Origin of the sequence: Streptomyces sp. NBC_01176 (assembly GCF_045039825.1) — a bacterium.
Lineage (GTDB): Bacteria > Actinomycetota > Actinomycetes > Streptomycetales > Streptomycetaceae > Streptomyces.
The window spans coordinates 4,148,584-4,166,330 of sequence record NZ_CP108600.1 but is presented as its reverse complement, the minus strand read 5'-3'; the positions used below and the strand labels follow the sequence as shown (position 1 = coordinate 4,166,330).

Genomic DNA, 17,747 nt, shown 5'->3' with positions numbered 1-17,747 from the left:
CACCCTGGAGCACGACCACATGCACGAGAACACCTACGACTATGTCGTCATCGGAGGCGGCACGGCCGGTTCCGTGATCGCCTCCCGGCTCACCGAGAACCCCGACGTCACCGTCGCCGTCATCGAGGGCGGCCCCAGTGACGTGGGCCGCGAGGACGTCCTCACCCTGCGCCGGTGGATGGGCCTGCTCGGCGGCGAGCTCGACTACGACTACCCGACGACCGAGCAGCCCCGCGGCAACTCGCACATCCGGCACAGCCGGGCCCGGGTGCTGGGCGGCTGCTCCTCGCACAACACGCTCATCGCGTTCAAGCCGCTGCCCTCCGACTGGGACGAGTGGGAGGCGGCGGGCGCCGAGGGCTGGGGCGCGGTGCCGATGGAGGCGTACTTCGCGCGGCTCCTCAACAACATCGTCCCGGTCGACGAGAAGGACCGGAACGCCATCGCCCGCGACTTCGTGGACGCCGCCCGGTCCGCGCTGGGCGTCCCCCGCGTCGAGGGCTTCAACAAGCAGCCGTTCACCGAGGGTGCCGGCTTCTTCGACCTCGCCTACCACCCCGAGAACAACAAGCGGTCCAGCGCGTCGGTCGCCTATCTGCACCCGGTGATGGACGAGCGGCCCAACCTCACGCTGATGCTGGAGACCTGGGCGCACCGGCTGGAGCTGGCGGGGACGCGCGCGACGGGCGTGCACGTCCGCACCAAGGACGGCGAGGAGATCCTCGTACGGGCGAAGCACGAGGTCGTGCTGTGCGCCGGCGCCGTGGACTCGCCGCGGCTGCTGCTGCACTCCGGCATCGGACCGGCCGCCGATCTGGAGGCGCTCGGCATACCCGTCGCCCACGACCTGCCCGGCGTCGGTGAGAACCTGCTCGACCACCCCGAGTCGGTGATCGTGTGGGAGACGGTCGGCCCCATCCCCGAGAACTCCGCGATGGACTCCGACGCGGGTCTCTTCGTGCGCCGCGACCCCGAACACGCGGGCCCCGACCTGATGTTCCACTTCTACCAGGTCCCGTTCACCGACAACCCGGAGCGGATCGGCTACGAACGCCCCGCGCACGGCGTCTCGATGACCCCGAACATCCCCAAGCCGCGCAGCCGTGGACGGCTGTACCTGACGAGCGCCGATCCGGTGGTCAAGCCCGCCCTCGACTTCCGTTACTTCACGGACGAGGACGACTACGACGGCCGCACCCTCGTCGACGGGATCCGTATCGCCCGCGAGATCGCCGCGACCGAGCCGCTCGCGGGCTGGCTCAAGCGTGAGGTGTGTCCCGGTCCGGACGTCACGGACGACGAGGAGCTGAGCGCGTACGCGCGCCAGGTCGCGCACACCGTGTACCACCCGGCGGGCACCTGCCGGATGGGAGCGGCGGCGGACACCGACGCCGTGGTCGACCCCGAACTGAGGGTGCGCGGCCTCGACGGCCTGCGTATCGCCGACGCGTCGGTCTTCCCGACGATGCCCGCCGTGAACCCGATGATCGGGGTGCTCATGGTCGGGGAGAAATGCGCCGAGCTGATCGGAGGTGGTGCGTGATGAGTACGACTGCCAGCAGTGCCAGCAGTGCCAGCAATGTGAGTAGTGCCAGTGGTGCCGGAAGCGCGGGTGCCGCCGAAGGTCCCGTCTTCTCCGTCGACGGTCTGTGGAAGGTCTTCGGACCCAGGCCCGAGCGGGTCCCCGCCGACCCCGAGCTCTCCGCCCTCACCCCCGCCGAACTCCGCTCCCGCACCGGCTGCACCGCCGCCGTCCGCGACGTCGGCTTCGACGTGCGCAAGGGCGAGGTCTTCGTCGTCATGGGCCTGTCCGGCTCGGGCAAGTCCACCCTCGTACGGTGTCTGACCCGGCTCATCGAGCCGACCGCGGGCACGATCGCCATCGACGGCGAGGACGTGCGCGCCATGGACCGGGCCCGGCTGCGCGAACTGCGCCGCCACCGCGCCGCGATGGTCTTCCAGCACTTCGGCCTGCTCCCGCACCGCTCCGTCCTCGACAACGTCGCCTACGGCCTGGAGATCCAGGGCGTCGGCAAGGCGGAGCGCCGCGAGCGGGCCGCCGGGGTCGTCGCCAAGGTCGGCCTCGAAGGCATGGAACACCGCAAGCCGGGCCAGCTCTCCGGCGGCCAGCAGCAGCGCGTCGGGCTCGCCCGGGCCCTCGCCGTCGACCCCGAAGTGCTGCTCTTCGACGAGCCGTTCAGCGCACTCGACCCCCTCATCCGGCGTGACATGCAGGAGGAGGTCGTCCGCCTCCACCGCGACGAGGGCCGCACGATGGTCTTCATCACCCACGACCTGAACGAGGCCCTGCGCCTGGGCGACCGCATCGCCCTGATGCGCGACGGCCGCATCGTCCAGCTCGGCACGCCCGAGGAGATCGTCGGCTCACCCGCCGACGACTACGTCCGCGAGTTCGTCCGGGACGTGCCGCGCGAGCAGGTCATGACGGTGCGTACGGCGATGCGGGCCGCGTCCGCGGACGAGGCCGCGCGAGGCCCGGCCGTGACACCCGAGACGACCGTCTCGCAGGCCATCGAGGCGGTGGCGCGCTCCGGCGACCCGGCACGCGTCATGGACAAGGGACGCTGCCTCGGGGTCGTGGACTCGGCGGCGCTGCTCGGGGTGGTGGCCGGGACGGACTCCGCGGCCCGCAGCGAGGGGGTGGCCTGATGGCTGCCGTCACCGCGACCGTCGGGCACACCGGCGTCTCCGCCCTGCTCAAGAGCGCCACCCGGCACCGCGCCGTGGCCAAGATCCTGCTGCTCGCCGTCGCCGCGGCCGTCCTCGTCCCGGTCCTCGACTCCCGCTGGGCCAGCGGGACCTGGCCGCACGCGCTCACCGTCGACCTCGCCGGGCCCCTCGGCAGAACCAGCGACTGGATCATCGACAACCGGGACAGCCACCCCCTGTTCCTCTACTTCTTCGGCTACGTCAGCAACGCCGTCGTCCTCTGCGTACGCGCCGTCTACCTGGTGCTGCTCGCGGCGGGCTGGGCCGGCGTCACGGTGGCCGCGGGACTCGTCGCCTGGCGGGCCGCCGGGATCCGGCTCGCGCTCGGAACGACCGCCGCCTTCCTCGCCTGCGGGCTGCTCGGCATGTGGGTGCCCACCCTCCAGACGCTCGCGCTCATGGTGGTCGCCGTCCTCGCGTCCGTCGCCCTCGGCGCGCTGCTCGGCCTCGCCGCCGGGCTCTCCGACCGCACCTACCGCGCGCTGCGCCCGGTCCTCGACACCATGCAGGTGCTCCCGGCCTTCGCCTACCTGCTGCCCGTCGTCCTGGTCTTCGGCATCGGCGTCCCCGCCGCCGTCCTCGCCACCGTCGTCTACGCGGCGCCGCCCATGGCCCGTCTCACCGCGCTCGGTCTGCGCGACGCCGACACCGGTGTGATGGAGGCCGTCACCTCGCTCGGCGCCACGGCCCGGCAGCGGCTGCTGACCGCCCGCCTCCCGCTGGCCCGCAAGGAACTCCTGCTGGGCCTCAACCAGACGATCATGATGGCGCTGTCGATGGCGGTCATCGCGTCCGTCATCGGCGCGGGCGGCCTCGGTGACCGCGTCTACCAGGCCCTCGCCTCCGTCGACGTCGGTGCCGCGCTCGCCGCCGGCATCCCGATCGTGCTGCTCGCGGTCGTCCTGGACCGGGTGACCGGCGCCGCGGGCGAACGCCTCGGCACCCGCACCGGGGGAACCGCCCTGCTCTGGGTGTACGTCCTCGCCGGGGCCGTCGCCGTGGCGCTCGCCGGACGCCTCACCGACCGGCTCGACTGGCCCGGCACCTGGACCCTGCACATCGCCGAGCCCGTGAACCGGGTCGTCGGCTGGATGACCGACCACCTCTACTCCGGAGTCCCCTACCTCGGCGGCACCGCCGACTGGGCCGGACACTTCACCACCTGGGTCCTGGACCCACTCCGGGACGGCCTCCAGTCACTGCCCTGGTGGTCGGTCCTGCTGATCGTCGCCGCCCTCGCCTGGCTGATCGGCACCTGGCGGACCGCCCTCACCGCGGTCCTCGCGATGGCCGCGATCGGGGTGCTGGGCGTGTGGAAGCCCTCCCTGGACACGCTCTCGCAGGTGCTCGCGGCCGTCGCCGTGACCCTCGTCCTCGGTTTCGCGACCGGTGTGGCGGCGGCGCGCAGCGAGCGCGTCGAACGGCTGCTGCGGCCCGTTCTCGACGTCTTCCAGACGATGCCGCAGTTCGTGTACCTCATCCCGGTGGTGGCGCTGTTCGGTGTCGGCCGCGCGCCCGCCGTCGCCGCGGCCGTCGTCTACGCGCTGCCCGCCGTGGTCCGCATCACCACGCAGGGGCTGCGCGCCGTCGACCCCGCCGCCCTGGAGGCGGCCCGCTCGCTCGGCGCCACCGGCGCCCAGCAACTGCGCCAGGTCCAGCTTCCGCTGGCCCGCCCGGCACTGCTTCTCGCCGTCAACCAGGGGGTCGTGCTGGTCCTCGCCGTCGTCATCATCGGCGGCCTGGTCGGCGGTGGCGCGCTCGGCTACGACGTCGTGTTCGGCCTCGCCCAGGGCGACCTGGCGACCGGCCTGGTGGCCGGAGCGGCGATCGTCTGCCTCGGCCTGATGCTCGACCGGGTGACCCAGCCGACCCGGCGGCCCACGAAGAAGGGAGCGTGACATGCGACTTCGTACGATGTCGGTGACCGCCGGTGTGTCCGCCCTGCTGCTGCTGACCGGCTGCGGCGCGGCCGACATGACCAAGCAGGCCTCGCCCTTCGCGGGCGCCCAGGGCGCCGGGACGGTGACCCTGTCCGTGCAGTCCTGGGTGGGTGCGCAGGCCAACGTGGGTGTCGCGCAGTACCTGCTGGAGCACAAGCTCGGCTACCGCGTCGACACCGTGCAGGTCGACGAGGTCCCCGCGTGGGACGCGCTCAGTCAGGGCCGGGTCGACGCCATCCTGGAGGACTGGGGCCACCCCGACCAGGAGAAGCGGTACGTCGAGGACAAGAAGACGATCGTCCCGGGCGGCGGGCTGGGGGTCACCGGGCACATCGGCTGGTACGTGCCCACGTACTTCGCCCGGCAGCACCCGGACGTCACCGACTGGAAGAACCTCGACAAGTACGCCGGCCGGCTCCGCACCGCGGAGAGCGGCGGCAAGGGCCAGCTGCTGGACGGCTCCCCTTCGTACGTCACCAACGACAAGGCCCTGGTCGGCAACCTGAAGCTCAACTACCAGGTGGTGTTCGCCGGTTCGGAGGCCGCGCAGATCACCCAGATGAAGCAGTTCGCGAAGGAGAAGAAGCCCTTCCTCACATACTGGTACTCACCCCAGTGGCTCTTCGAGAAGGTCCCGATGACGGAGGTGAAGCTGCCCGCCTACAAGGAGGGCTGCGACGCGGACGCGGCGAAGGTCGCCTGCGCCTATCCGCACACCCCGCTCCAGAAGTACCTCAACACGGACTTCGCGAAGAACGGCGGCAAGGCGGCCGCCTTCCTGAAGAAGTTCAAGTGGACCACCGAGGACCAGAACGAGGTCTCCCTGATGATCGCCAACGACAAGCTGTCGGCGCAGGAGGCGGCGAAGAAGTGGGTGGACAGCCACGCGTCGACCTGGCGCGCGTGGCTGTCGTGACCCCGGTCACCTCAGCCCCGTGACGAACTCATCTCAGTCCCGTGACGAACCGCCGCAGCGCCTCCGCCGCGCGTCGCTGCACCCCCGGTCCGAACGTGATCCGGGTGGCTCCCCGCTCACCGAGGTCGGTGAGCGAGGAGCCGTCGGGGCTGGCCAGCACGTTGACGGGGCCTTGAACGCCCGCTCTGAGCAGGGGGAGCACGCCGACGGGCGCGCCGATCGGATACACGCAGTCGGCGCCCGCGGCGACATACAGCGCGGCCCGTTCGAGGGCCCGTTCCGGATCCCCGTCCCCGTGCGCGAAGACGTCGACGCGGGCGTTGACGAAGAGCCGGTCACCGGCGGCGGCCCGGACCTCCGCCAGCCAGTCGGCGTGCCGTGCCGGGTCCTTGAGGACACCCCCTTCGGAGTCCTCGAGGTTGCAGCCGACCACGCCCGCCGCCAGCAGCCGCTCCACCAGCTCCCCGGGTGCCAGCCCGTAACCGCCCTCCACGTCCGCGGAGACGGGCACGTCGACGGCCCGCGCGATCCGGGCGACCGCCGCGAACATCTCGTCGGCGGGTGTGGCCCCGTCCGCGTATCCGAGCGAGGCGGCGACACCCGCGCTGGGCGTGGCGAGCGCGGGGAAACCGGCGTCCGCGCACACCCGCGCGCTGACGGCGTCCCAGGGGCCGGGCAGGACGAGCGGGTCGCCCGGGGCGCGGCCGTGGTGCAGGGCCCGGAAGGTCTCGACTCCGCTCATGACGGGAGATCACCCGGCGGGATCCCGGGGCGCGCCGGTGCCTGCGCGGGAGCCGTCGCTGCCACCGTCGCTGCCACCGTCACCGTCACTTGAACTGCCCCGGCGTGTAGTGGCCGGGCACGAGGCGGCAGGTCACCCCGAACCGGTTCCACGCGTTGATGACCGTGATCGACGCGATCAGCTGCGCCAGCTCGGTCTCCTCGAAGTGGCGGGCGGCGCGCGCGTAGACCTCGTCCGGCACGAAGCCGTCGGTCAGTACGGTGATCGCCTCCGTCAGCTCGATCGCCGCGAGCTCCTTCTCGGTGTAGAAGTGCCGGGACTCGTCCCACGCGCCGAGCTGCACGATCCTCTCGACGCTCTCGCCGGCGGCGAGCGCGTCCTTGGTGTGCATGTCGAGGCAGAACGCGCAGTGGTTGAGCTGTGAGGCACGGATCCGCACCAGCTCGCCCAGTTTCGGGTCGAGCCCCTGCTGGGCCGCCGTGTCGAGCCGGACCATCGCCTTGTAGACGTCGGGGGCCAGCTTGGCCCAGGCCAGACGGGGGCTGTGCTCGGGGGCGTACTCCTCGGTCGCGCCGGTACCGGCGCGGGTGTCGGCGGGGGCTTCGTTCGTCGTCATGCCTCGACCCTACGAACAAGGCAGCCCAGGAGTATGGTCCATTTCCATGGCAGAATCCTGGGCCACTTTCGGGATCGACCTCCATGTCGAGCCGACCGGATCCGGTGTCCGCAAGGGCCTGACGGACGCCCTGCGGGAGGCGGTCCGCGGCGGCCGGCTGGCGCCGGGCACCCGGCTGCCCTCCTCCCGCTCCCTCGCCGCCGACCTGGGCATCGCCCGCAACACGGTCGCGGACGTGTACACCGACCTGGTGGCGGAGGGCTGGCTCACCGCACGCCAGGGCTCGGGCACGAGCGTCGCCGAACGTCCGGTGCCCGCGCCGTCGGCCGCCCAGGAGCCGCGCCGCGCCCGCTCCCGGCCGGCGTACGACCTGGTCCCCGGCACCCCGGACCTGTCCTTCTTCCCCCGCGCGGCCTGGCTGAAGGCCTCCCGCCGGGCGCTGGCGAGGGCTCCGTACGACGCCCTCGGCTACGGCGACCCGCGGGGCCGGGTGGAACTGCGCACCGCCCTGGCCGGCTATCTGGCGCGGGCCCGCGGGGTCCGCGCCGACCCGGAACGCATCCTGATCTGCTCCGGGTTCGCGCACGGGCTGATGCTGCTCGGCCAGGTGCTGCACGGACGGGGAGCGCGGGCGCTGGCCGTGGAGCCGTACGGGCTGGATGTGCACTGGGACCTGGTGGAACGAGCCGGCCTGCGGACGTCACCGCTCGGATTCGACGCACTGGGCACGCGCACGGAGGAGTTGACGTCCGGTGACCTCGCCGGGGTGCGGGCGGTGCTGCTGACCCCCGCGCACCAGTTCCCGATGGGGGTGCCGCTGCACCCCGAACGGCGGGCCGCGGTGGTGGACTGGGCGCGGCGCGGCGACGGGCTGATCCTGGAGGACGACTACGACGGGGAGTTCCGCTACGACCGCCAGCCGGTCGGCGCGCTCCAGGGCCTCGACCCCGACCACGTGGTCTACCTGGGCACGGCGAGCAAGTCCCTGGCTCCGGGACTGCGGCTGGGCTGGCTGGTGCTGCCGCCGTCGATCGGGCCGGAGGTGATCGCGGCGAAGGGCGAGGCGGACTGGTCCTGCGGGGTGCTGGACCAGCTGACCCTGGCGGAGTTCCTCACCTCGGGTGCGTACGACCGGCATGTCCGCGCGGCCCGGCTGCGCTACCGCCGTCGCCGGGACGCGCTGGTGGCACAGCTCGCGGCACGGGCTCCCGGGGTCCGGGCGACCGGGATCGCCGCGGGTCTGCACGTGGTGCTGCGGCTCCCGCCGGGCACGGAGCGGCCCGCGCTGCGGGCGGCGGCCTGGCACGGTCTCGCCGCCCATGGACTGGACCGCTACCGCCACCCGGACTCGACGGCCGGGCGGACGGACGCGCTCGTGGTGGGGTACGGAACACCACCGGACCACGCGTGGGGCGGAGCGCTGGAGGCACTGTGCGCGGCCCTGGCCTCCGCCGGCAGATAGCCCGGGACGGCATTCCGGGGCGGAGCGGCGCGCCGCCACGAGCGTGACCGTCCGACGAGGGGCGGGGCGGGGGCGGGGGAGCGCGGCCCCGAGGGAGACGCGCCGCGGGTGAGGAGACTCCGCTGTGGGGAGACTCCGTGGCTACCGTTCCCCTCCGTGGCCACCGTCCCCTTCGTGGCTACCGTCGCCTCCGTGGCAACCGTCCCCGTCCATGGCAACCGTCCCCCCGGTGGCTACCGCCCCCGTCGCACCGTCAGGCCTCCTCCACCGGGGCCTCTCCGAACCGCGCCAGGGCCAGTGCCCCCGCCACCGCCACCAGGAACCCGAGCACGGCCAGCCACTCCAGCCCCTCCCGCGTACGGTCCCCCAGCCAGACCACCCCCACCAGGGCCGGCCCGATGGTCTCGCCGATCACCAGACCCGCGGTCGCCGTCGTCACCGAGCCGCGCTGCAGGGCCGTGGTCAGCAGCAGGAACGCGGCACCTCCCCCGACCAGCAGCGCGTACACCGCCGGATTGCGCACCAGCGTTCCCGGTGCGAGATCGTCGATCAGCCGCACGGACACCTCGACCACCCCGAACCCGAACCCCGCCCCCAGCCCGAGCACCAGCGCCCGCCCGCGCCCCGGCAGCCGGCCACCCACCAGCCCCAGCAGCAGCACCAGTACCGCGGTCCCCAGCATCGCGTACTTCAGCGTCATCGAGCCCGCGCGGTCCCCCTCGGCCCCCGACGCCAGCCCGAGCATCCCCAGCCCCGCGCACACCACTCCCACCGCGGCCCACTCCGTCCCGCTGAGCCGCACCCGCAGCAGCCGCGCCGCCACCACCGCGGTCACCGCGAGGCTCGACGCCAGCGCGGCCCCCACCGCGTAGATGGGAAGCGACCGCAGCGCCGCGATCTGGAACACGAACCCGAGCCCGTCCAGCGCCAGACCCGCCAGATACCGCCACTGCCGCAGGGCCCGCAGCAGCAACGCCGCGTCCCCACCCGGACCGCCGGTGCCGGCGCCGGTACCGGCCGCCGTCCGCGCGGCGATCGCCTGAAGCACCGTCGCCGTACCGAAACAGACCGCGGCACCAAGTGCGCACAACATTCCAAAGAGCACGAAGTGACTGTAGGGGAAGGCGAATCGGAGGGGGCCACCGCGTACCGGCCCCGACCGGTCTCTAATCTGAACGCCGGCGCTGAGCCGGATGACATCGACGGAGACCAACGGGGGACCGAACATGGCGGACACACGACGACGACTGCGCTCCGGCACGGTCGTGCTCGGCGGTATGGGACTGCTCGCGGCGACTCTCACCGCCTGCTCCTCGGACCCCGACAAGCGCTGCGTCGACCGCGACAGCTACCAGGCGATCAAGGGCTACAAGGTCGTCGCGGACAAGAACTGCACCTCAACCAAGACCTCCGGCCACGGCTTCTGGTACTACGGCGGCAAGAAGAAGAGCGGCTGGGTCGACGGCGGCTCGTTCACCAAGCCGGGCAAGGGATCGGGTTCCTCCGGCGGCAGCCACGGCCACGGCGTGGACCGCGGCGGCATCGGCGGCGGCAAGGGCGGAAAGGGCGGCTCCGGCGGCTGAGCGCCCCGACGCCACCGACCCCGCACCGACCCGGCACCGCCCCCGCACCCGATCGGACACATGACGCCGTGCAACGCCGTTCCCTCGAACCCCGCGCCGACTGGCAGCAGACCGTCGAGCGGCAGGGCCTCATCTATCCGCTGACCCGCTACCCGGACGACTCCCTGCGCCCCTACTGGGACGAGAGCGCGTACTACGCCTTCTCGCTCCCCGAGGTCGAGGCGCTGGAGGACACCGTCGCGGAACTCCACCGCATGTGTCTCGCGGCGGCCGGGCACATCGTCGAGGAGAACCGCTTCGCCGACCTCGGCATCACCGACCCGAGGGTCGCCCGTGCGGTCGCCGAGGCCTGGCACCGCCGCGCCGAACTCCCGTCCGTCTACGGCCGCTTCGACCTGCGCTACGACGGTACGGGCCCCGCCAGGCTGCTGGAGTACAACGCCGACACCCCGACCTCGCTCGTCGAGGCCGCGAGCCCCCAGTGGTTCTGGATGGAGGACCGTTTCCCCGGCGCCGACCAGTGGAACTCCCTGCACGAACGCCTCGTCGCCGCCTGGCGGAAGCAGGCCGCCCTCCTCCCGCCGGGCAGCCCCCTCTACTTCGCGCACTCCGCGGAGGACGAGCTCGGCGAGGACCTGATGACCGTCGCCTATCTGAAGGAGACCGCCGAACAGGCGGGCCTCGACACCGACTGGATATCGGTCGAGGAGATCGGCTGGGACCCCCTGTCCGATCGCTTCGTCGACAACCGGCTCGGCTTCATCCGCAGCTGCTTCAAGCTGTACCCCTGGGAATGGCTCACCACCGACCGCTTCGCCGACCACGTCCTGGACACCCTCGACAACGGCGGCGGTACGGGCTCGACGATGTGGATCGAGCCCGCCTGGAAGATGCTCCTCAGCAACAAGGCGCTCCTGGCGATCCTCTGGGAGCTGTACCCGGGCCACCCCAACCTTCTGGCCGCCCACCTCGACGGCCCGCGGGAGCTGGCCGCGACCACGGGGTACGTCGCCAAGCCCCTGCTCGGCCGCGAGGGAGCCGGCGTCACCGTCCACGAACCCGGCGCGGACCCCGTCCTGCGGGACGAACCCTGCTGCTACCAGGAACTGGCCCCGCTGCCCTCCTTCGACGGCAACCGCGTCGTACTCGGCGCCTGGGTGGTGGAGGACGAACCGGCGGGACTCGGCATCCGCGAGTCGACGGGCCTGATCACCGACGAGTACGCCCGCTTCCTGCCCCACGTGATCGTCTGACCGGGACAGCCCTCAGACACCCAGCACGCCCCGCAGCTGCGCCAGCCCCCAGTCCAGGTCCTCCTCGCCGATCACCAGCGGCGGGGCGATCCGGATCGTCGGACCGTGGGTGTCCTTGACCAGGACGCCCCGGTCCATCAGCTCCTCGGAGACCTCGCGGCCCGTCCCGTACGCCGGGGCGATGTCCACGCCCGCCCACAGCCCGCGCCCGCGGACCCCGGTCACCCGCCCCGTGCCGGCCAGCAGCCCCAGCTCCCGGTGCAGACGGGTCCCCAGCTCCGCCGCCCGCCCCTGGTACTCGCCGGTCCGCAGCATCGCGATCACCTCCAGCGCCACCGCACAGGCCAGCGGATTCCCGCCGAAGGTGGACCCGTGCTCGCCGGGCCGGAACACACCGAGCACCTCACCGCTCGACACCACCGCCGACACCGGCACGACCCCGCCACCGAGCGCCTTGCCGAGCACGTACATGTCCGGCACCACACCCTCGTGCTCGCACGCGAAGGTCCTCCCGGTCCGGCCCAGACCCGACTGGATCTCGTCCGCGACGAACAGCACGTTCCGTTCCCGTGTCAGGGCCCGTACCGCGGCGAGATAGCCGGCCGGCGGCACCACCACCCCCGCCTCGCCCTGGATCGGTTCCAGCAGCACGGCGACCGTCTCGTCGGTGAGCGCCGCCCGCAGCGCGCCCGCATCCCCGTACGGCACGATGTCGAAGCCCGGCGTGAACGGACCGAAGTCCGCCCGCGCCTCCCGGTCGGTGGAGAAGCCGACGATGGTCGTCGTACGGCCGTGGAAGTTGTCGGCCGCCACCACGATCCTCGCCCTGCCGTCGGGAACGCCCTTGACGCGGTACCCCCACTTCCGGGCCGTTTTCAGGGCCGTCTCCACCGCCTCCGCGCCCGTGTTCATCGGCAGCACCATCTCCATGCCGCACAGCTCCGCCAGCTCCGTGCAGAAGGCGGCGAACCGGTCGTGGTGGAACGCCCGGGAGGTCAGCGTCACCCGCTCCAGCTGCGCCTTGGCCGCGTCGATCAGCCGGCGGTGGCCGTGCCCGAAGTTCAGCGCCGAGTAGCCGGCAAGCAAATCGAGATAGCGGCGCCCCTCGACGTCCGTCATCCAGGCGCCCTCCGCCGTCGCCACGACGACCGGCAGCGGACGGTAGGTGGGCGCGGCGTGCGCGTCGGCCTCCGCGATGAGGCGTTCGGTGAGGGTCACGGAGTCTCCGTCTCCTGCGGCACGAGAGCCTTCCTCCCATCGTCGCTCGCCCGGGGCGCCGACGGCGAGCGCTCGCCCGGCGACGTCGCGTGGCCCGTGATCCGGCGTGCCCGGTAGGCTGACCGGCGGGGCCGTGACTGGCGCGCTGGGATGGGACCGACCATCGGGGAGCGGCTCCGTGAACTGTGTGCCGTGCGCCTGGGCCGACCCGTGAACGCCGAACGCCACGTCCGGAGGCCGTCATGTCCGAGCCCCTGTCCACCGAGTCCACCGCCTTCCGCAGCGCCCTCGACGTGATCCGGGCGGTGGAGCCCCGTGTCGCGGACGCCATCGGCCAGGAAGTCGCCGACCAGCGCGCCATGCTCAAGCTGATCGCGTCCGAGAACTACGCCTCCCCGGCCACCCTGCTGGCCATGGGCAACTGGTTCAGCGACAAGTACGCCGAGGGCACCGTCGGCCGCCGCTTCTACGCCGGCTGCCGCAACGTCGACACCGTCGAGGCCCTCGCCGCCGAGCACGCCCGCGAACTCTTCGGCGCCGAGCACGCCTACGTCCAGCCGCACTCCGGTATCGACGCCAACCTTGTCGCCTTCTGGGCCGTCCTCGCCGCCCGCGTCGAGGCCCCGGCCCTCGCCAAGGCCGGCGTCCGCAACGTCAACGACCTCTCCGAGGCCGACTGGGCGGAACTGCGCCAGGCCTTCGGCAACCAGCGCATGCTCGGCATGTCCCTGGACGCCGGCGGTCACCTCACCCACGGTTTCCGCCCGAACATCTCCGGCAAGATGTTCGACCAGCGCTCCTACGGCACCGACCCCGCCACCGGCCTCATCGACTACGAGGCCCTGCGCGTGTCCGCCCGCGAGTTCAAGCCGATGATCATCGTCGCCGGGTACTCCGCCTACCCCCGCCTGGTGAACTTCCGGATCATGCGGGAGATCGCCGACGAGGTCGGCGCGACGCTGATGGTCGACATGGCGCACTTCGCCGGTCTCGTCGCCGGCAAGGTCCTCACCGGCGACTTCGACCCGGTCCCGCACGCCCAGATCGTCACCACCACCACCCACAAGTCGCTGCGCGGCCCGCGCGGCGGCATGGTCCTGTGCGACGAGTCCCTCGCCGAGCAGGTGGACCGCGGCTGCCCGATGGTCCTCGGCGGCCCGCTCCCGCACGTCATGGCCGCCAAGGCCGTCGCGCTCGCCGAGGCCCGCCGCCCCGAGTTCCGCGACTACGCCCAGGCCGTCGTCGACAACGCCCGCGCCCTGGCCGAGGGGCTGATGCGCCGCGGCGCCACGCTGGTCACCGGGGGCACCGACAACCACCTGAACCTGATCGACGTCGCCTCCTCCTACAGCCTCACCGGCCGCCAGGCCGAGTCCGCGCTGCTCGACTCGGGCATCGTCACCAACCGCAACGCCATCCCCGCCGACCCCAACGGCGCCTGGTACACCTCGGGCATCCGCATCGGCACGCCCGCCCTGACCACCCGTGGTCTGGGCACCGCCGAGATGGACGAGATCGCCGGCCTGATCGACCGCGTCCTCACCGTCGCCGAGCCCGGCACCACCGCCAAGGGCAACCCGTCCAAGGCCCAGCACGTCCTGGACCCGAAGATCTCCGACGAGATCTCCCACCGCGCCACCGATCTGCTGGCCCCCTTCCCGCTCTACCCGGAGATCGACCTCGGCTGACGATCGACCTCGGCTGACGATCGCCGGCGTCGGGCCCAGCCGGCGCTACAGGTCGATCAGCTCCTGTCGTGGTTCCCGCGGCGGTCCGGCAGCGTCACGCCGGGCCGCCGCGCGGCGTATCAGACGGGTGCCTCCCGCACCGACGAGCAGGCCCACCGCCAGTCCGGTCACCGCCCACTTCGCGCACACGGCCGGACCGGCGCCCCGCGCCGCCGCGGGCACCGCCGGGGTCCCCGGGCCGAACGGGCCCCCGTGCTCCACCAGCCCGTCGAACACCGAGCGCGCCGCCCGGTGCCAGCGGACGTCGTCGTCCGCCACGTCCGGCGAGGGGTCCGACCGCACCCAGGGGGTGCCGTCCGGGGCGAGGAAGACCTGGTCCTCACGCTCGATGGCGACGTCTCCGCCGGGTGCCCGGCTCGTCTGCGGCCACCCCCCGACACCCGTCATCCCCCAGATGACGGTGGCGCGCACCGGCGGATAGTCGCCTGCCGCCCAAGCGTCGGGCACTCTCTCCGTTCCCGTGAAGCGGGGCGCCAGCAGGCGCCAGAGCCGGGCGAAATCGCGGTCCCCGGAGTGCACGAGGGTGGTGTGTCCGGTGCCTCCGGCGACGACCAGGGCCATGTCCGGCGTGTCGGCCCGCGCGGCCACCGCGGTGGGAGCGGACGCCCGGGCCCCAGGTGCGCCGAGCACCGCCAGCGCCAGCGATACCAGGAGCGGCAGCCACCATCGCCCGCGCCCGCCGTGCCACCCCGTCCGACCTGATGGCCACCGCCCCGTCCGGCCCGATCGCCGCCAGACCGTCCGGCCTACCCGCCGCCACGCCGCCCGCTGGTCCCGGCACGCCGCGTCCTCGCCCCGGCGTTCCGTCCGTTCGCGGCTCGCCGCGGCCCCGCTCCGGCGTCCTGTCCGCTCGTCCCGACCCCGTGTCCCTTCGCCCCGCTGCTCCGTCCACTCACCCCGGTATCCCGTCCCGTCCCTCCGACTCCCCCTGTCCCGAAGCGCCGCCCGAACGACCCACCCGTGCATCCGTCCGCCTGGGCTCCCCCTACGCAGGACCCGCCGTTTCATCCGTTCCCCCCGACACTCGTCCGCCCGAACCGCCCCCTCATCCCTGCCCGGCCCCGCGCCCATCCGTGCGCCCGTCCGCCGGTCCTGGTACTTCACCCACGGTCTGCGCCCGCCGGCGTGCCTTCCGCCGCGTCGCCCCGCGTCCGGACGGCGGCTTTCACGAGTCGCGCAGCTCCTGCCGGGGGCCCGTCGCACGCTGCCTTCGGCGCCGGAGCAGGGAGCCGGGACCGGCGGGGACCAGGGGGCGCAGCAGCAGGGTGGCCGCGGCCCCGCCCACCGCGCCCGGTATCGCCCACCACCAGTCGGTGCCGTGGTCCGTCCCGGACGCGACCGTGCCGCGGGGAGGCCCGGCGGGCGTGGCCGCGGGTGCGGCGGACGGCTCGTCCGTGGGCAGCGGCAGGGACGCCGGGGGGATCGCGCCCGTCCCCGCGCCCGAGGAGGCGCCCATCACTCCGAGCTTCTTCAACAGGGCTCGCAGGCGCGCCGGCTGCTCCGCCCTGTGCCAGTAGCCGTTCATCGACCGCGGCACATCGGTCGCTGTGTGGATCCAGGCCTCCTTGCTGCCCGGGACGTCCGGAAAGACGCGGTCGACGCGCCAGGGCGAGACGTCATGGACGAGCCACGTGACATTGATCTGACGGCCGCTGCCCACGGTCAGGCCCGGCGGCGACTTCCGAGCCCCCGCGCCCGGTTCGCCCAGCAGCCGCGCCAACTCCCCGTACTCCTCGTCCGCGTGGTACAGCCCGGCGGTCTCCGCGCTCTCCGGGCAGACCACCAGCACACTCGTCGGGCCGCCGGCCACGGCGGACGGCGCACCCAGCAGCACGGCCGAGAGGGCCACCCCCAACGCCCCCACCACCGCGAGCAGTTCACGAACCCCGCGCATCCGAGCCCCCCACCTGCCGGCCGATCGGCGCGCGGACCGCCCGCACGCCGTGTGTCACTTCTGGTACACCGCTCGACCCGCCGGGGTTCCCACTCTCCGTCCGCCTATTTCCGCCGTTCCAGCGACTGCGCGATCTCCGTGGCGCGCGCCTTCGACGCCACGCCCTCCAGACGGAGGGTCACCTCGCCCGCGCGCATCCACAGCAGCGTGGGCCCCGCGGTCCGCTCCGAGCGGGTGAAGCGGTCGCCGGACGCGCCGATCAGCCAGAAGCTGAGCAGATGCGGCCGGGGGAACCACAACGCCGGATCACCCAGGCCGGCGTCCCCGCTCCCGTCCCCACTCCCGCTCCCGCTCCCGTCCCCACCCAGCAACACCCACTCCGGCGGCTCCCGCACCGTCTTGGCGAAGCCCATGTCGAGGCCGGCCGGATACTCGTCCAGCCGGATCGTGTGTCCGTGCTCGCGCCAGCAGAGAGTCATCAGGAACCGCACCTTCGGCTCCGGCGTCACCGTCACCGCGTCCGGCACCCCGAGGTCGTCCGGCACGAGCGGCGTGAACCCCACCCGCCGCCCCGCCTCGGCCAGGGTGAGCGACGGACCGCACCCCGGCACCTCGGCGCCCGGCGAGGGCACCGCCGACGGGTCGTACCGCACCTCGACCCCGCCGAAGCCGAACCAGTCGACGACCGCGGCGCGCACCGGAGGCGTGAGCACGAGCACCGTCAGCAGACCGCACAGGCCCGCGGCCAGCACGCGCCCCCTGAGCCGCACCCAGCGACGCACCGCGCGGACACGCTCACCGGGCCCCGGCCGGACGGCCACCGGGACCGGGATCCGCTCGGCGAGTATCCGCTCCAGCACCCGCTCTGCCATCGACTCGTCCCCGGACGCGCCCGGCCCGTCCAGCGACCGCCCGAGCGCGCGCAACTCCTCCGCGAGGCGTGGGGCGCCCTCGCGAGCCGCTCGCTCCCGCTCATCGGAGGGCTCCGAGCCCTGTTCCCCGTGCGGCTCAGTCATGCGCGTCACCCCCTTCCCGGGGCTCGCCCGGCTCGAAGCCCGGCAGCAGTCGGCCGAGCTTGCGCAGGGCGCGGTTCAAGCGGGATTTCACGGTGCCCCGGGGCCAGCCCAGGGCCTCGGCCGTCTCCGGCTCGTCCATCTCCAGGAGGTAGCGGTAGGTCACGACGAGCCGGTGCTCCTCGCTCAGCTGATCGAGTGCCGCCAGCAGGGCCGCCCGGCGCTCCGCCCCGAGCGCGGCGGCCGCCGGGTCCACCGATTCCGGTATCCGCGGGTCCGCTTCGGTGAACGCCGCCTCGCGGCCAGCCAGCGTCCGCTGCCGCGCCGCCGTGCGCACTGTGTTCCTCGTCTCATTGGCGACGATCGAGAGCAGCCACGGCTTGAACGCCGCGCCGTCCCGGAACCGCCCCAGCGCGCAGTACGCCTTGAGGAAGGCCTGCTGCACCACGTCCTCCGCGTCCGCACCCGCCCCGAGCGCCCGGGCCGCCCTGATCGCGATGCCGGTGTGGGCGCGGACCAGCTCCGCGTACGCCTCCGGCTCCCCGGCGCGTACGCGTGCGATCACCACGGCCTCGTCGACGACGATGCGGCCCCCCTCCCGCGTCCTCACACTCTTGCTACACCGCCGGAGG

Annotated in this window: 16 protein-coding genes and 1 riboswitch; of the genes, 8 read left to right on the top strand and 8 right to left on the bottom strand. The window is 73.2% G+C overall.

The window, feature by feature from the left end; genetic code table 11:
- The first annotated feature begins 19 nt into the window (after positions 1–19).
- The 4 genes from OG199_RS17810 to OG199_RS17795 are packed head-to-tail and all read left to right on the top strand — an operon-like array spanning position 20 to position 5,586.
- Positions 20–1,543: a GMC family oxidoreductase gene (locus OG199_RS17810; protein ID WP_405834577.1), complete on the top strand. Its 1,524-nt coding sequence runs from the start codon at positions 20–22 to the stop codon at positions 1,541–1,543.
- Positions 1,543–2,670, top strand: a complete 1,128-nt coding sequence (locus tag OG199_RS17805; protein WP_405830257.1) for a glycine betaine/L-proline ABC transporter ATP-binding protein — start codon at positions 1,543–1,545, stop codon at positions 2,668–2,670. The genes OG199_RS17810 and OG199_RS17805 overlap by 1 nt, the downstream gene beginning before the upstream one ends.
- The gene (locus OG199_RS17800) at positions 2,670–4,628 is read left to right on the top strand and encodes an ABC transporter permease (protein WP_405830255.1); all 1,959 of its coding nucleotides are present in this window, start codon (positions 2,670–2,672) and stop codon (positions 4,626–4,628) included. The genes OG199_RS17805 and OG199_RS17800 overlap by 1 nt, the downstream gene beginning before the upstream one ends.
- Position 4,629: 1 nt before the next feature.
- On the top strand, positions 4,630–5,586 hold the full coding sequence (locus OG199_RS17795; RefSeq protein WP_356797315.1) for an ABC transporter substrate-binding protein: 957 nt from the start codon (positions 4,630–4,632) through the stop codon (positions 5,584–5,586).
- 28 nt (positions 5,587–5,614) lie between these two features.
- Here the strand turns inward: OG199_RS17795 and OG199_RS17790 are convergent, their stop codons facing one another.
- Together OG199_RS17790 and OG199_RS17785 are read right to left on the bottom strand one after the other, a co-directional pair.
- Positions 5,615–6,328, bottom strand: a complete 714-nt coding sequence (locus OG199_RS17790) for an isocitrate lyase/phosphoenolpyruvate mutase family protein (protein ID WP_356797313.1) — start codon at positions 6,326–6,328, stop codon at positions 5,615–5,617.
- Positions 6,329–6,413: 85 nt separating this feature from the next.
- Entirely contained in the window at positions 6,414–6,944 is a 531-nt protein-coding gene (locus OG199_RS17785; protein ID WP_405830252.1) for a carboxymuconolactone decarboxylase family protein, read from the bottom strand.
- Positions 6,945–6,990: 46 nt separating this feature from the next.
- On the opposite strand from OG199_RS17785, the gene OG199_RS17780 reads away from it, so the two are divergent.
- Positions 6,991–8,406: a PLP-dependent aminotransferase family protein gene (locus OG199_RS17780; RefSeq protein ID WP_405830250.1), complete on the top strand. Its 1,416-nt coding sequence runs from the start codon at positions 6,991–6,993 to the stop codon at positions 8,404–8,406.
- 253 nt (positions 8,407–8,659) lie between these two features.
- On the opposite strand, the gene OG199_RS17775 is transcribed toward OG199_RS17780, so the two are convergent.
- Complete coding sequence (locus tag OG199_RS17775) at positions 8,660–9,499, bottom strand: hypothetical protein (protein WP_405834575.1); 840 nt, start codon at positions 9,497–9,499, stop codon at positions 8,660–8,662.
- 133 nt (positions 9,500–9,632) lie between these two features.
- On the opposite strand from OG199_RS17775, the gene OG199_RS17770 reads away from it, so the two are divergent.
- Complete coding sequence (locus tag OG199_RS17770; protein ID WP_356797307.1) at positions 9,633–9,989, top strand: hypothetical protein; 357 nt, start codon at positions 9,633–9,635, stop codon at positions 9,987–9,989.
- 68 nt (positions 9,990–10,057) lie between these two features.
- On the top strand, positions 10,058–11,242 hold the full coding sequence (locus OG199_RS17765) for a glutathionylspermidine synthase family protein (protein WP_356797305.1): 1,185 nt from the start codon (positions 10,058–10,060) through the stop codon (positions 11,240–11,242).
- Positions 11,243–11,254: 12 nt separating this feature from the next.
- Here the strand turns inward: OG199_RS17765 and rocD are convergent, their stop codons facing one another.
- Positions 11,255–12,460, bottom strand: coding sequence for an ornithine--oxo-acid transaminase (rocD, locus tag OG199_RS17760; RefSeq protein WP_356797303.1), 1,206 nt, complete (start codon positions 12,458–12,460; stop codon positions 11,255–11,257).
- 123 nt (positions 12,461–12,583) lie between these two features.
- Positions 12,584–12,671, top strand: a riboswitch (ZMP/ZTP riboswitch).
- A 31-nt stretch (positions 12,672–12,702) separates the two neighbouring features.
- Between rocD and OG199_RS17755 the strand changes: the two genes are divergently transcribed.
- The gene (locus OG199_RS17755) at positions 12,703–14,148 is read left to right on the top strand and encodes a glycine hydroxymethyltransferase (protein WP_405830248.1); all 1,446 of its coding nucleotides are present in this window, start codon (positions 12,703–12,705) and stop codon (positions 14,146–14,148) included.
- A 45-nt stretch (positions 14,149–14,193) separates the two neighbouring features.
- Here OG199_RS17755 and OG199_RS17750 read toward each other — a convergent pair whose 3' ends face one another.
- From OG199_RS17750 to OG199_RS17735, 4 genes are all read right to left on the bottom strand, one after another.
- Positions 14,194–14,838, bottom strand: a complete 645-nt coding sequence (locus OG199_RS17750) for a hypothetical protein (RefSeq protein ID WP_356797299.1) — start codon at positions 14,836–14,838, stop codon at positions 14,194–14,196.
- A gap of 535 nt (positions 14,839–15,373) precedes the next feature.
- A complete protein-coding gene (locus OG199_RS17745; RefSeq protein ID WP_405830246.1) occupies positions 15,374–16,102 on the bottom strand; it encodes a hypothetical protein in 729 nt (242 codons plus the stop codon).
- Positions 16,103–16,206: 104 nt separating this feature from the next.
- Complete coding sequence (locus tag OG199_RS17740) at positions 16,207–17,118, bottom strand: hypothetical protein (protein WP_405830245.1); 912 nt, start codon at positions 17,116–17,118, stop codon at positions 16,207–16,209.
- Positions 17,111–17,725: a sigma-70 family RNA polymerase sigma factor gene (locus tag OG199_RS17735; protein ID WP_356797293.1), complete on the bottom strand. Its 615-nt coding sequence runs from the start codon at positions 17,723–17,725 to the stop codon at positions 17,111–17,113. The genes OG199_RS17740 and OG199_RS17735 overlap by 8 nt, the downstream gene beginning before the upstream one ends.
- Positions 17,726–17,747: the final 22 nt, after the last annotated feature.